Annotated in this window: 10 protein-coding genes; 3 read left to right on the top strand and 7 right to left on the bottom strand. The window is 48.2% G+C overall.

Features of this window, described 5'->3' with window-relative positions; genetic code table 11:
* Window positions 1-30: 30 nt before the first annotated feature.
* The 7 genes from QU605_RS11950 to QU605_RS11920 all read right to left on the bottom strand — a co-directional run bounded on the left by QU605_RS11950 (window position 31) and on the right by QU605_RS11920 (window position 7,837).
* Window positions 31-1,737, bottom strand: a complete 1,707-nt coding sequence (locus QU605_RS11950) for a sodium:solute symporter family protein (protein WP_289725553.1) — start codon at window positions 1,735-1,737, stop codon at window positions 31-33.
* 104 nt (window positions 1,738-1,841) lie between these two features.
* The gene (locus tag QU605_RS11945) at window positions 1,842-4,373 is read right to left on the bottom strand and encodes a PIG-L family deacetylase (RefSeq protein WP_289725552.1); all 2,532 of its coding nucleotides are present in this window, start codon (window positions 4,371-4,373) and stop codon (window positions 1,842-1,844) included.
* Window positions 4,374-4,450: 77 nt separating this feature from the next.
* Entirely contained in the window at window positions 4,451-4,996 is a 546-nt protein-coding gene (locus QU605_RS11940; protein WP_289725551.1) for a mechanosensitive ion channel domain-containing protein, read from the bottom strand.
* Window positions 4,993-5,934 (bottom strand): septum formation inhibitor Maf, encoded by a 942-nt coding sequence (locus tag QU605_RS11935; RefSeq protein WP_289725550.1) that lies wholly within the window; start codon window positions 5,932-5,934, stop codon window positions 4,993-4,995. Before QU605_RS11935 ends, QU605_RS11940 begins: the two co-directional genes overlap by 4 nt.
* 28 nt (window positions 5,935-5,962) lie before the next feature.
* The gene (locus tag QU605_RS11930) at window positions 5,963-6,553 is read right to left on the bottom strand and encodes a Maf family nucleotide pyrophosphatase (RefSeq protein WP_289725549.1); all 591 of its coding nucleotides are present in this window, start codon (window positions 6,551-6,553) and stop codon (window positions 5,963-5,965) included.
* Window positions 6,554-6,561: 8 nt separating this feature from the next.
* Window positions 6,562-7,089: a KdsC family phosphatase gene (locus QU605_RS11925; protein ID WP_289725548.1), complete on the bottom strand. Its 528-nt coding sequence runs from the start codon at window positions 7,087-7,089 to the stop codon at window positions 6,562-6,564.
* Entirely contained in the window at window positions 7,082-7,837 is a 756-nt protein-coding gene (locus tag QU605_RS11920) for a Rossmann-like and DUF2520 domain-containing protein (RefSeq protein ID WP_289725547.1), read from the bottom strand. Before QU605_RS11920 ends, QU605_RS11925 begins: the two co-directional genes overlap by 8 nt.
* Before the next feature lie 236 nt (window positions 7,838-8,073).
* On the opposite strand from QU605_RS11920, the gene QU605_RS11915 reads away from it, so the two are divergent.
* The 3 genes from QU605_RS11915 to QU605_RS11905 all read left to right on the top strand — a co-directional run bounded on the left by QU605_RS11915 (window position 8,074) and on the right by QU605_RS11905 (window position 14,045).
* Window positions 8,074-11,244, top strand: coding sequence for a cytochrome c biogenesis protein CcsA (locus tag QU605_RS11915; protein ID WP_289725546.1), 3,171 nt, complete (start codon window positions 8,074-8,076; stop codon window positions 11,242-11,244).
* A 177-nt stretch (window positions 11,245-11,421) separates the two neighbouring features.
* A complete protein-coding gene (locus tag QU605_RS11910; protein WP_289725545.1) occupies window positions 11,422-12,828 on the top strand; it encodes an MATE family efflux transporter in 1,407 nt (468 codons plus the stop codon).
* 35 nt (window positions 12,829-12,863) lie between these two features.
* Window positions 12,864-14,045, top strand: a complete 1,182-nt coding sequence (locus QU605_RS11905; protein ID WP_289725544.1) for a trans-sulfuration enzyme family protein — start codon at window positions 12,864-12,866, stop codon at window positions 14,043-14,045.
* Window positions 14,046-14,048: the final 3 nt, after the last annotated feature.

Genomic DNA, 14,048 nt, shown 5'->3' with positions numbered 1-14,048 from the left:
AAGCCCGACCGTTTTGCGATCGGGCTTTTTTTATATCCGTATCGGTGGGGTTTTCAACAGCCTGTCAAAGCCTTCAAGCAAGAGGGCAAGTAAAATAACCAGTGCACAGCCAAAGGCGTTGAGCCACAAAAAGGACATCCAGTCATAGCTAAAGCCCACGATCACCATTATCTGGGTAAGTATGGCCGCAATAAAGACAGCGTTGCCCCGGACTCCCTTAAAGAAAAAGGCCAGGAGAAAAATCCCCAGTACATTTCCATAGAAAATGGAACCGATGATGTTGACCAGTTGAATCAGATTTTCGGCAAGACTGGCAAGGCAGGCCAGGATAATCGCTAAAATCCCCCAAAGCAAAGTGAAAAGCCTGGACGCGTTTACATAGTGTTTGGGCTCCCTTTCGGTCTTCTTATTTCTTTTGTACAGGTCAAGGGCTGAGATCGTCCCCAGCGCATTTAACTCAGAAGCCGTAGAAGACATGGCGGCAGAAAGGATAACGGCCAAAAGCAACCCAATGAGCCCCCTGGGGAGGTAGTTAAGGATAAAATGAATAAAGACGTAATCTTTATCATTGGTCTCCACACTGTCGTCTGCCTGACTGATAAGGGCTTTTGCAGCTTCCCGGTTTAGGCGTTCTTTCTGATTGATATTCAGGATGTTTTCTTTCGCAACAACCGTCGAATTAAACTCCTTGAGATCGAGGGCTTTCGAAAAGGCATCCTGGGCTATTTTCTTTTCCGCTTCCAATTCACCATGAGCCATTTCCAATTCTTCATATTCTGTCGCGTACTCCGATTCCATTACTGCGGCAGTGGCAGCAGGGTTGAAATTCAGAGGGGAAGGGTTGTATTGGTAAAAGACAAAAACCATCACCCCAACCAGCAGGATAAAAAACTGCATAGGGATCTTAAGCAGGCCATTGAAGATCAGACCAAGCTGACTCTCTCGAACGGATTTACCCGATAAATAACGCTGTACCTGGCTCTGGTCTGTTCCAAAATAGGAGAGCATCAGGAACATCCCTCCTGTAATCCCGCTCCAGAATGTATACCGGCTATTTGTATCAAAGTCGAAATTCAGAATATTCAATTTATCACTGGCACCGGCAATTTTTAAGGCTTTGTTAAAATCAATATCGGTTGGAAGGTATCCAAGGATAAAGAAGAACGCCATAAACATGCCGAGCATAATAATGAACATCTGCTGTTTCTGGGTCACGTTTACTGCCTTGGTCCCTCCGGAAACCGTATAGATAATCACTAGGATTCCAATGATGATGTTCAGCGTTTTTAAATCCCATCCAAGTACTGCTGAGAGAATTATGGATGGAGCGAATATGGTTATACCGGCTGCAAGTCCACGCTGTATAAGAAAGAGGATGGCTGCCAGGGTACGGGTTTTCAGGTCAAAGCGCCTTTCCAGGAATTCATAGGCGGTATAAACCTTCAGATGATGGTAAATGGGTATAAAAACAATGCAAATGATAATCATGGCCAATGGGAGGCCGAAATAGAATTGCACAAAACCCATTCCATCGTGGAATGCTTGTCCCGGGGTGGAAAGGAAGGTTATGGCACTGGCTTGTGTGGCCATGACCGAAAGGCCAACTGTCCACCATTTTGCCCGGTTGCCACCTAGCACATACTCATTAACATCTTTGTTTCCCCGTGTCTTCCATACCCCGAAAAAGACAATAAAAAAAAGTGTTCCCGCAAGGATGATCCAATCAATTGTTGCCATACTATGCGTTCGAGGTCATTATAAGATAAAAAGCAAGGATATATAGCGCATTAAGAACAAGCACTACGGTATAGATGCGCTTCCATACCATTTTTTCCTTCATTTCATCCTTTAACTCCATCTTGTATTGGTATTGGAGCTTTCCCTATGGAGAGCATATTGGACAATAGTTTGAATGCGCCAGGCACCCCGGCGGGCAGTTCACGGAAGAAGCTCAGGCCTGTATAGATATAATACCCGGATCCGTAGGGGGCAACCAGAAGACCGCCTTGCTTTGGCGTCTCACCTGGATCGTTCATGGATAGCAGGGCAGTGTAGGAATCATCCCAGGTATCCGGAAAATAAAGCCCTCTTTCCTGTACCCATCCCTCAAAATCACGTTCATCTATCCGGTTCGGGAAATTCAAAATCGGATGTTCTGGTTCAAGAATTTCTACCTTCGCCGTTTCATCGGAAACCCGATCCCGGGACAGTCTCAGGGGAAAAGGAGCGAGGTTGCTAAAATCACGGGGACCTCTTCCACTGGTATTGTATTGAACGATTAGCGTGCCTCCCTCTTTGACATAGTTCAATAAAATGTCGTTTTTAAAGGGAAGCTCATCGAGCACGTTATAAGCCCGGATGCCTAAAACGACAGCATCCATCTTTTTTAAGGTCTCTTTACTCAGTGCATCCAAGCCCAGGGGATGGATCGTATAACCAATGGCTTCCAAATTTTCCGGTACCTGATCTCCCGCTCCCATGACATAACCGATATGCTGTCCGGCCTTTTCTACATTGAGTCTGACCACTTTTACGCTGGCTGGCAGCAATACCGTCTGGGCCGGGATGTGCTCATAGACAATTGAAATAAGTTCTTTGTTGTAAACAAGGCCATCTACCTTAATTTCAGGATTTACAAAGCCTTGGGAATCCCCTGGCGGCGGTAGTAAGGTAAATTGAAATACCTTTTCATCGCCTTTTCCGTCCAGCTCAAATGAATAGGATTCCGGCTCTGCCTGCCAACCCTGAGGTACTTTAAGTGAAACAGTGCCTTTTGCGTTTTGCGTATGGGATTTTACCACCATTTTTACGGGGCGTGAGTGCGCAGTGGTAAACATGCTTACCTGCTCTTCAAAACTCGCTGTTACCTTAGGCAATACTTCAAAGGCCCTGACTAATTCGCCTTTGTCGGATTCGGAGTACCGGTGGATTACTGGCGTGACATACGTCAAAGGGGTACCATTAATATTCAGGTTGGCTCGCAAAAAAAAGGCAGGAGGGGTTCTGGGTTTCCCGATAAGGTTCGGGTCCTTTACACTGTATAACCCCTGGGTTCCGGCTTCGCGCAACCAGTACGGATCGGTACCTTCATGATCTACGGGAACTGCAATGGCAGCTTCGACAAAAATGCGCTGGTTGTACGGTAATTTGATCAGGCTGTCACCCTTGGTTCCGGCGTCCAAATTAAAACTTTGGACCTCCACAGGCCATTCGGACCTGTTGACAAACTCAAGACGTACTGCGGCCGTTTCACCCGGATTTGCCGAATACTCCCTGGAAGAGGCTTCGATGTAGAGCCCGGAAACATTTACGATTAACTCGAGCAACTCCTGCTGTTTAATGCGCTTCCATTGCGAATCAGCGAGGGATCCCAGAATTTTATACGCTTCGAGGAGCTGAGGAAGGTGCGAAGACGGGTTCTCAAAATTAAAAGAGGTCTCCATGGGATCCAGAATGGCCCCAATGGCTTCTCCACCCGCTAAACGTCCCCAACTCGTATCGATACCGTCGAAAAGGTCCCCATTACCGGGCATGCTCCCTTTAAGTAATTCAACATATTCCATTTCGGACCCCCGTACATTGGGTCGTCCAAAGCCCTGGCATCGGTGCTGGCTACTGGCCGTAGCGGCAATTTCATTATTGGAAAGGCCTCTCTCGGGATAGTACACCCCAACATCTATGGGGACGAGTCGCGATTTGTCGGCTTTTTCAAAATTTTCTCTACTCCCGTAAGACCACCAGGAGGCATTGTAAAACAAACGATCCGGACTCCAGGGTTCCAAACCATTGAGTTGTTCCGGGTATGCCCCGCGATTTCCGGCCAGCTCAAAGGCCTCAGTACTCAAAATGGCAGAAGACGTATGGTGTCCGTGGGTGCTTCCGGGGGTTCGGTGGTCGAAGCGATTTACGATAACATCCGGTCTAAAAGTCCGGATTACCCGTACCACATCTGAAAGGACCGCATCCCGATCCCAGATTCTGAGGGTTTCATCCGGGTGTTTTGAATATCCGAAATCATTGGCCCGAGTAAAGAATTGCTGCCCACCATCCACACCTCGGGCCGCCAGCAGTTCCTGGGTTCTTAACACGCCCAGCAATTCCCGTAATTCCGTTCCGATGAGGTTTTGTCCTCCATCCCCCCGCGTTAAGGAAAGATAGGCCGTTCTGGCGTGGACATGATTCGACAGGTAAGAGATCAGGCGGGTGTTTTCGTCATCCGGATGGGCGGCAATATACAGCGCAGAGCCCAGGAAATTGAGTTTCCTGAGGTCGTTATAGAGCTTCACTGAAGAGGGCGGAGTCGAGCCCTGGCCGTTAAAAACGTTGGGTAAAAGTAGTGTCCCTATGAGCAACCAGCCCAATATATATCGCATAAATCGGTGAATTAGACGCAGGGTAAAGATAGAAAGATAAACAGGCCGAGCAGGTACTTTAAAACTTCTTTAACACCTTATTGGGAATCCCCTTCAAAAGTATCCGCAACTTCAGGTTTGAGAACCGTGACAGCCTTCTGGAGAAACAGGTTGTTCGGATAGGTGACCAATTCCGCATTGGAATTCCTCAGGTGCACGTGGTACGCCCGAATATCCTCGATCAGAAATTCATTATTCCCCTCCAGTTCCTTGTCCAGGATACGGATGCGATCCCCTATTTTAAAGGGCAGGGAGAAAAACAGGATAACCCCTGCAGTAATATTGCTCAGGATAGACCAACTGGCAAAAAGGGCCACTCCTATGACAGCGAAAACCGACGACAAAACAAGACCGACTTCACGAAAGTTCAATCCCCAGATAAGCAACAGGGCGCTGATCATCAGCAGGCCATGTCCAATGGCTACATACTTTATGATGAGCCGTGTGCGAATATCATTCAGATCGCTGAGTCGCCCTACTTTTTTAATGGCTTTGATGGAGAGATACCGGGTGATGGTAAGGGCACCGATGGCCAGTAGGGTCGTAAGAATTTCGGTTTGGTAAATCGATAGTACTTCTTTCATTGCATGCTAAGTCCTAAACTATCGCGCAAAGTTACATCCGAATTTGAATTCTTTTGCCAGTATGGGCTGAGGATCGTTTTTTTAAGTGTGGCCGTCGAGGTGATCGGAACCCCGCCAGACGGGTAGGTCTCCGTCCACCCCTCTATACGAAAGGGGGCTTCTTTCCGGAACTGTATGTTCAGGCTCCGGTTGAGCTCCGGATACGTAAGCGTAAGATTTTTGTATGCTCCCGCTTCGGAGACTTCGACATTCGCAGTGTACGACTTGATAGGCTGGTGTTTTAAACGCAGGAACTCAAAGGAGGGCACAACCTGAAGGGTACCCGTGGGGAGTAGGTCAGGATTTATTCGGAGCATTGTCCAGAGTTCATCTTCCAGGATGTTTTTTTCCAATGAGAACGACTCATCTGCCTCCGCTTCAAAATAGCTGTGCGACTGCACCTCAAAAGCATCGCGATTGTTCAGCTGGGCATAGACATGTCCACACCATTCCTGCACGGAAGTAGTGACTTTCAAGGCCTGGGATTCCACAGTTATGGGATAAAATATGCTACTCATGATAGAGTAAGGGTATACCCCGGTCAAAAACTTCCGAACCCTGTTGAGCTTGAGGACCGAAGTGGTTTCCGTACCCTTTTGATTTGCCTTCACCTGTTTTTCGGTATCAAAGGGTTCACTGACGAAGATCAGAACTGCTTCCCCGTTCCGCGTTTCCCCGTACCGGGCCTGTTGGAGGGTATAGCTACTAACCTCTGCCACGCCGGCATACCAATACGCTTTGAATTCCTGAGAAAGCGACCTGGTTTTTGGAAGCGGCGCCGGGGGTTCCACAGCCACATTTTTGGCCATATTCGGATGACCTTCGGCAGACTGTCCGCAACCGGAAAGCGCTAAAGTTAGAGATAGGAAAAGAAATGGAATAATGAGAAAAGTCTTCAAAACGGGCTGTATTTTATGCAAAAATACTTTAAATAGCGCTCCCGGCCATTGTACTTAACGTTTTGTAAACTAATTGAGTAGGCAACCCCACTACGTTGGTATAGGAACCGTCTATGCGCTCAACGCCAACGAGCCCTATCCATTCCTGTATTCCGTATGCTCCTGCCTTGTCCATCGGCTGACCTGAGCCGATATAGGTTTGGATCATCTGATCCGTCAAGGGGGCGAATTTAACACGGGTAATGGCGTGTTTGAGAAATTGTGTTTTTTCGGTTGTAAAACAAACAGAAGTGATCACTTCATGCCAGTTTCCTGAAAGTGCTTTTAAGGTCCTTTCGGCTTCTTCCCGATGCCCAGGTTTCTCCATAACCGCCCCGTCGAACCATACAATGGTATCCGCGGTAAGGATAAGTGTATCGGAGTCCAAATGCCGCTTCAATGCCCATGCCTTTTGAATGGCGAGGTAATCGGTTATCTTCTCGCGTTCGAGATGCATGGGAAAAACCTCCTCTATATCCGCTGTGACCACGTCAAAAGCAAAGCCAATGGATTTTAGCAGGGATTTTCTCCGGGGGGAGGCGGAACCCAGGATCAGTCTGGAAAACGGCACTTTTTCCATAAGTTCCATTAGTCGTTGGCCGCATCCATCCGGGTCTGCCAGTGTCCTCTGACCTTGAGCACCTGTTCAATAATATCCCTTACGCACCCTGCGCCCCCATCTACGTGTGAAATGTAGTGGGCAATGCGCTTGACTTCGGGAACTGCATCCTGTGGACACGCGACCATTGCGGACATCTTCATGGCGGGAATATCGGGAATGTCATCACCCATATAGAGGATTTCATCCGGGCTTATCTCGTAATCCAGGAGGTATTCCCTGAGGGATTCCTCCTTAAATGCAGAACCGAGATAGATATCCGTGACGCCCAGGGCTCTCAACCGGGCTCTTACCCCCTCATTGGAGCCCCCGCTGATTATGCAAATCCGATATCCCTGTTCCAGGGCAGTTTTAACTGCGTAGCCATCCCGCACATTCATTGTTCTCAGGAGTTCTCCTTCAGTCGTAATCATGATGGTACTGTCCGTAAACACGCCATCCACATCAAAAACAAAAGTTGTAACGTCCTTGAGGCGTTCTTTATAATTCTTACTCATAAGTTCGTCGTATAGATTCAGAGATCATTGTGTAGAGCTCTTTTTCAAAAGCCTTTTCGAGGAGTTGCAGGTGCGCTTTTTGGGTTTGTAAATCCTTTCGCCGGGCAGGGCCCGTTTGCGCTTCATATGCCGAAAGGTCCTTTACTTTTGCAAAAGTTTCGCCAATCAGCGGATGCAGGAGTTTTTCCGGAAGACCGGCCCTTTTGCAAAGCATTTCTCCGAGGTAGAGCATGTGGTTGGAAAAGTTGTTGACATAGACAGCCGCCAGATGCAGTGACCTTCTTTCTTCTTCCGATAGTTCATAAACCTCTTTGCTCAGCGCCCGTGCAAGATCCGTCAATAGTGCCGTATCCGGGTACAGAGCGACTTCAACACAGATTGGAATAGTTTCAAAACTGATTTCGCGATCCCTGGAAAAAGTCTGGAGGGGGTACAATACTCCTTTGCGCTGTACGGATCCTAATGCACTGATGCCCATGGCGCCCGAGGTATGTACAAATAGCGCGTCTTCACCCTGATACAGCTCAACTACTGAGGCGATGGCCTGGTCCGAAACTGCCAGGATGTAAAGGTCAGCTTCTTTATGAGGGGCACCTAAGGGCAATCTGGGAACAACTGCCTCAAAATCTACCAGGGATTCAGCGCGCCTTGACGACATGGCCAACAGGGCGACACCTTCAGCTTTTAGAAGGGCTTTATGAAGGTGGTAAGCGAGATTGCCGCTTCCGATAAGAACTACCCGGATCACGACGTAAAAATAGAGATATAATCAAACACGGCCCCAGCTTTATCTAAAATCCGCGGTTAAGACCTGAATTCAAAGTGTGTCTTGGGGCAATATCCCGTGGAACCACTGTTCGATATTATCCCCTTATACATAAAAAAAAGAACCCTTTTTAACAATTGGAATTAGGGCTACAGTCTTTCCTGCTTTATTTTTGCCCGAGTTTACATTATTTTAATGGACTTATAGACACGGAAAACATGCTTAAATCCCTGGGAAATATACTTTTTTCTACCCGTCTGATGGCGGTTCTGTTCCTTGTAATGGCCGTAGCCATGGCCTTTGGAACGTTTATCGAAAGCTGGTATAGTACAGAAACCGCACGGATCTGGATTTACAATGCCTGGTGGTTTGAGGTGATCATGGCTTTTTTCCTGATTAATTTTATAGGGAATATCAAGCGTTATCGCCTCCTTCGGAAGGAAAAATGGCCTGTACTCCTGTTGCACCTCTCATGGATTTTGATCATTGTAGGGGCCTTCATCACAAGATACATCAGCTATGAGGGGATGATGCCAATCCGGGAAGGGGCTACTGAAAATGTTTTCTATTCCGATAAAACCTACCTCACCGTCCTGGTTGATGGAGAAAAAGATGGCCAACTGCAGCGCCTTCCCCTTGAGGACGACCTGATTGTCACCGAACAGGCGATTCAATCCAACCTGCCATGGAAGGTGGATTTTGACACCATTCCCGTTAAAATTTCCTATGTCGGATTTATTGAAGGGGCGCGCATGGAGATTGTACCGGACGAATCCGGATCCCGTTATATTAAAATTGTAGAAGCCGGAGACGGCGGACGCCATGATCATTACCTCCAGGAGGGCACCATCGAAAGCATCCACAATATCCTTTTCAGTTATAATAAGATGACGGACGGGGCCATCAATATTCTCGAAACGGAAGAAGGTTTTAAAATCCGTTCTCCATTCGCAGGGAGTTTTATGCGAATGGCGGACCAGTTCAGCGGCACCCTCACAAAGGACAGTGTGCAAACCTTGCAATTGCGATCCCTGTATACACTTGGCAACCTTCAGTTTGTCTTGCCTGAATTCCCGGTCCGCGGGAGTTATCAGGCCGTGCGAATTCCGGATGCGGAACGGAACGACAATGACCCTGATGCGATGATCATTGAAGTATCCGCCCAGGGCAAGACGGCTCAAAAAGCACTAATCGGTGGAAAAGGAAGGCTGCAGTACAGCGAACCCTTCACACTTGGGAGCCTTACCTTCCGCGCGGCATACGGGTCAAAGATCAGGGAACTGCCATTCAGTATTACCCTGAATGATTTTATCGCTGAGAAGTATCCGGGGACGGAAAAGGCCTATTCGTCATTTATGAGTAAAATCACGGTAATTGATGATCGGTCTTTTGACTATGATATTTTTATGAACCACGTACTGGATCATCAGGGATATCGCTTTTTCCAGGCGAGTTTTGACCCGGACGAAAAAGGGACTGTACTCTCTGTAAATCACGATTTCTGGGGAACGTGGATCACGTATATCGGTTATTTCCTGCTGTATTTGGGGTTAATGTCCATTATGTTCTTCGGAAAAACCCGCTTCCGGGACCTGGCGCAGATGTTGGAAAAGGTAAAAGTCAAAAAAGCGGGACTGACAGCGGTATTTGTAATGCTGGCACCACTGGCATGGGCCCAGGGACCGAGTCCGCAGACCGACCACAATCACGAGGTGTTACCTTCCCAGGATCAGGTAGATTCCTTGATTCTTGCGACGGCTGTGCCAGCAGAGGAGGCAGAAAAATTCGGACATCTGGTGATACAGGATGACGGAGGCCGTATGAAACCCGTAAATACTTTTTCCTCTGAACTGCTCCGAAAACTCAGTTTTAAGGATAGTTTCCTGGGTTTAACCCCAGATCAGGTCCTGCTCTCTATGATGATGCAACCCAGGCTCTGGACGCTGGCTGAATTTATTGCCCTGGATAAAAAAGCTCAGAACGATAGTATCCGAACTGTCATCGGGGTTTCTGAGGATAAGCGGTACGTAAAGCTACTCGACTTCTTTGATCCCCTTGGGAACAATAAACTCGATCCGGTTCTCCAGGATGCCTTTTCGACCAATACTCCGGATAAGTTTCAAACCGATTTCAAAGATGCCTACTTTCGGCTCAGTCTGCTCAACAGGGCGCTCAGTGGGGAAATCCTGAGAATCTTTCCCTTGCTGAACGATGACAATAATAAGTGGATTTCCGCTCAGGAATACAGGGCCGGGCGATTTTCTGTTCCCGATTCCCTATACGCTAATTTTATTACCAATTCCGTCCCGTTTTACGTAATGTCGCTGCAGAAGGCTGCAAAAAGCGGGGATTATTCTGAGGCAAACCGTTTGCTGGAAGCCTTTCACCAAAACCAGGTGAACCACGGCAGTGAAGTACTGCCATCGGATAATCGCGTTAAGGCCGAAGTGATCAATAACCGATTGGACATTTATAACCGGTTGTACAAGTATTATGCCCTAGTCGGGGTCTTCCTGTTTCTGGTACTTGTTTTCAGAATTTTTAAAGAACGAAGAATTTGGGATATAGCCACATATTTTTTAAAGGGAACCATCATCATAATGTTCATCTGGCATACAGGTGGACTGATCATCAGGTGGTATATTTCCGGCCATGCTCCGTGGAGTGATGCATACGAGAGTATTCTCTATGTCTCATGGGCAACAATGGGGATGGGACTCTGGCTGGGACGAAAAAGTGATATGACCATCGCAGCGACGGCATTTGTTACCTCCATCCTGTTGTGGATCGCCCATCAGAGCTGGGTTGATCCATCGATAGCAAACCTGCAGCCGGTTTTAGACAGTTACTGGCTGATGATACACGTGGCGGTAATTGTGGCGAGTTACGGACCCCTTACCGTTGGGATGATTCTGGGAGTGGTTTGCCTTATTCTCATATTACTCACCAATGAGCGGAATCGGGAAAAGATGAAACTCAATCTGAAGGAGCTCACCATCATCAACGAATTGGCCCTGACCATTGGGTTGATCATGCTTACGATAGGGAATTTTCTGGGTGGACAATGGGCCAACGAAAGCTGGGGCCGTTATTGGGGTTGGGATCCAAAGGAAACCTGGGCCCTGATCTCCATTCTGGTCTATGCCTTTGTAATTCACACCCGATTAGTCCCAGGCCTCAGGGGTACATGGACGTTTAATTTTCTCAGCGTCGTGGCCTTCGGGAGTATTATGATGACCTATTTTGGCGTGAATTTCTATTTGGTGGGCCTCCACAGCTACGCAAGCGGGGGACAGGTTATCACGCCAACTTTTGTCTACTATACCGTCGCCGGAGTGATGCTGCTGGGGGGATTGAGTTGGTGGCGCTACAAGGTGCTCTTCAAATAACCACGGCAAAAAGGCCGGATCTGTATTTGTCCAAAGTATCCAAATTTTTTTGCATCTTTGGTACACTATGAAGTATTAGGAATTTTTTTAAAGCGACTTCGCGCTGGGATCAGGCACGGCTGATCCCTTGTTTCACAGACTTTTAGGCATTGCCCTCATCTGTTAATTCCTATTTTCATGGCTTCACTTAAAACCGGATTTCAAAAATTCTATCAACTTACGATTCTCGCCCTAAGCGGTAAAGAAAACTCGTTTACCACGGGGAGCATCCGACGCGGCGTTTTTCTATTGGCATTGCCCATGATCCTGGAAATGTTGATGGAGTCGGTTTTCGCAATCGTCGATATCGCCTATGTTTCACGGGTGAGCGTAAATGCCGTAGCTACGATAGGGCTCACAGAATCTGTCATTACCCTAGTCTATGCCGTTGCCATTGGTTTGAGTATGGCCGCCACGGCCATGGTAGCAAGGCGAATAGGGGAGAAGGACGTCGCAGGAGCTCAAAAAACGGCGGTACAGGCCATTATCCTTGGCATCGGGGTTTCTGCCATAGTTGGTAGTGTCGGGTTTGCGTATGCTGAGGAAATACTTCGGCTGATGGGCGGATCTTCAGACCTGATCGCAGAAGGATACGGCTATACCAAATGGCTTCTTGGTGGAAACGTCACCATAATGTTGTTGTTTCTGATCAATGCCATCTTCCGGGGTGCGGGGGATGCCTCTGCGGCAATGTGGACCCTGGTACTATCCAACGGATTGAATATAATCCTGGATCCCATATTTATTTTTGGATGGGGCCCCATTCCCGAATTTGGCGTGGAAGGTGCGGCTATCGCGACTAATATCGGCAGGGGCACAGCTGTATTGTTTCAATTTGCGGTCCTGTTTTTCGGCTGGGGTCGCATCCGGATAGGGGTGAGGGACTGGATTTTAAATATCCCCGTGATCGTTCGCTTAATTCGCGTTTCCCTTGGTGGAATAGCCCAGTTTCTGATAGGAACCTCGAGTTGGGTGTTCCTGATGCGACTCATGAGTGAATTCGGGAGCGAAGTACTCGCGGGATATACCATTGCCATTCGGGTAATCATGTTCAGCCTGATGCCTGCTTGGGGTATGAGTAATGCAGCGGCAACACTGGTCGGTCAGAACCTCGGTGCCCAAAAGCCAGATCGGGCGGAACGGTCTGTTTGGCTGACCGGAAAATACAATGCAGGGTTTATGGCCCTGGTCTCCCTGGTATATCTGATTTGGGCCCCTGAGATCCTCACGCTTTTTAGCAGAATTCCCGACGTAGTACAAAATGGGGCTTTATGCCTTAGAATAGTGGCGGCCGGTTATATCTTTTACGCCTTTGGGATGGTCATTACCCAGGCTTTCAACGGGGCAGGGGATACGCGCACACCCACCCGGATCAATTTTATCGCCTTCTGGATGTTTCAATTACCCCTGGCTTATTTTTCCTCCCAGGTATTTGGAGCCGGCCCGGCTGGTGTATTTGCCGCGATAACCCTCGCGGAGGTTTTGCTTACGCTGCTGGCTGTCCGGGCCTTTAGAAAGGGAAGCTGGAAGTCAGTATCTGTCTGATGAAATTACTACCTTTAGTTTTTTAAATTTCATTTATGAAAAAAGGGAAAAGGGGTGTGAATACAATCTGCACTCATATCGGGGAATTGGAGGATAAGACCTTCAAAGGGGCGGTTTCTCCTTTGTACATGAGTACCTCATATGATTATGAAGACGTTGATATCAAGCGATACCCGCGCTATTTCAATACCCCAAACCAGGAGGCGCTCTGCCTGAAAATTGCCGCACTTGAGCACACAGAATCAGCCTTGATTTTTGGTAGCGGGATGGCCGCCGTGAGCACTTCCCTGCTGGCCTTCCTGAGCAAAGGAGACCATCTCGTGGTACCGAGACAGATCTACGGAGGGGCTTATAACCTCATTGTGGAAGAATTCCCGAAGTACGGGATCGAATTTACGTTTATCGACGGAACGGCGGTGGCCGATTTTGAAAGTGCCATTCAGCCCAACACGCGTATCCTTTACCTGGAAACCCCTTCGAATCCGTTGCTGACCATTACGGACCTTTCGGCCATAGGGGCTTTGGCCCGCTCAAAAGGCCTAACAACGCTTATCGACAATACTTTTGCCAGCCCGGTTAACCAGAATCCTGCGGACTTTGGGATCGATATAATAATACATAGCGCAACGAAATACATGGGCGGGCATTCGGACATTTGTGCCGGGGCTGTCGCCGGCAGTAAAGCGCATATTGATCGCATCTTTCAGCTCGCCAAAAACCTCGGCGGGAGTTTAAGCGATTATACCGTTTGGCTATTGGAGCGCAGCATCAAGACCATGGGCCTGAGGGTTCGGGCTCAAAACGAGAATGCGCTTGAGTTGTCCCGCTTTCTGAATGCACATCCGGATATTGACAAGGTGTATTACCCGGGTTTGGAGGACCATCCAGGCCATGATATTGCAAAGGCCCAGATGCAGGGGTTTGGAGGAATGTTGTCCTTTGAACTTGCGCCTGAGGTGGATCAGCACACCTTTATGCGCTCCCTGAAATGGGTAAAGGTATCGATGAGTCTGGCAGGCGTGGAGAGTACCTTACTCGCGCCATCGGAGACTTCTCACGCCCTGTTAAGGCCTGAAGAACGGTTAAAAACCGGAATACGCGATGGGCTTATTCGTTTTTCAACCGGAATAGAAGAAATCGAGGACCTGAAGGCAGACTTGGCTCAGGCACTTGAAAACTCCAAAAACCTCAAGGCGGAAGCACTGACAAAAATTTAGACT

This window comes from Robiginitalea aurantiaca (assembly GCF_030380815.1).
In the GTDB taxonomy this organism is placed as follows: Bacteria; Bacteroidota; Bacteroidia; order Flavobacteriales; family Flavobacteriaceae; genus Robiginitalea; species Robiginitalea aurantiaca.
Note: the sequence above shows the minus strand (reverse complement) of the source record. Positions and strands in the feature narration are given on the sequence as shown.

Bases quoted from the DNA above. Each gene is read 5' to 3' on its own strand.
- QU605_RS11950 (WP_289725553.1), bottom strand. From the start codon at position 1,737: ATGGCAACAATTGATTGGATCATCCTTGCGGGAACACTTTTTTTTATT.
- QU605_RS11945 (WP_289725552.1), bottom strand. From the start codon at position 4,373: ATGCGATATATATTGGGCTGGTTGCTCATAGGGACACTACTTTTACCC.
- QU605_RS11940 (WP_289725551.1), bottom strand. From the start codon at position 4,996: ATGAAAGAAGTACTATCGATTTACCAAACCGAAATTCTTACGACCCTA.
- QU605_RS11930 (WP_289725549.1), bottom strand. From the start codon at position 6,553: ATGGAAAAAGTGCCGTTTTCCAGACTGATCCTGGGTTCCGCCTCCCCC.
- QU605_RS11925 (WP_289725548.1), bottom strand. From the start codon at position 7,089: ATGAGTAAGAATTATAAAGAACGCCTCAAGGACGTTACAACTTTTGTT.
- QU605_RS11915 (WP_289725546.1), top strand. From the start codon at position 8,074: ATGCTTAAATCCCTGGGAAATATACTTTTTTCTACCCGTCTGATGGCG.
- QU605_RS11910 (WP_289725545.1), top strand. From the start codon at position 11,422: ATGGCTTCACTTAAAACCGGATTTCAAAAATTCTATCAACTTACGATT.
- QU605_RS11905 (WP_289725544.1), top strand. From the start codon at position 12,864: ATGAAAAAAGGGAAAAGGGGTGTGAATACAATCTGCACTCATATCGGG.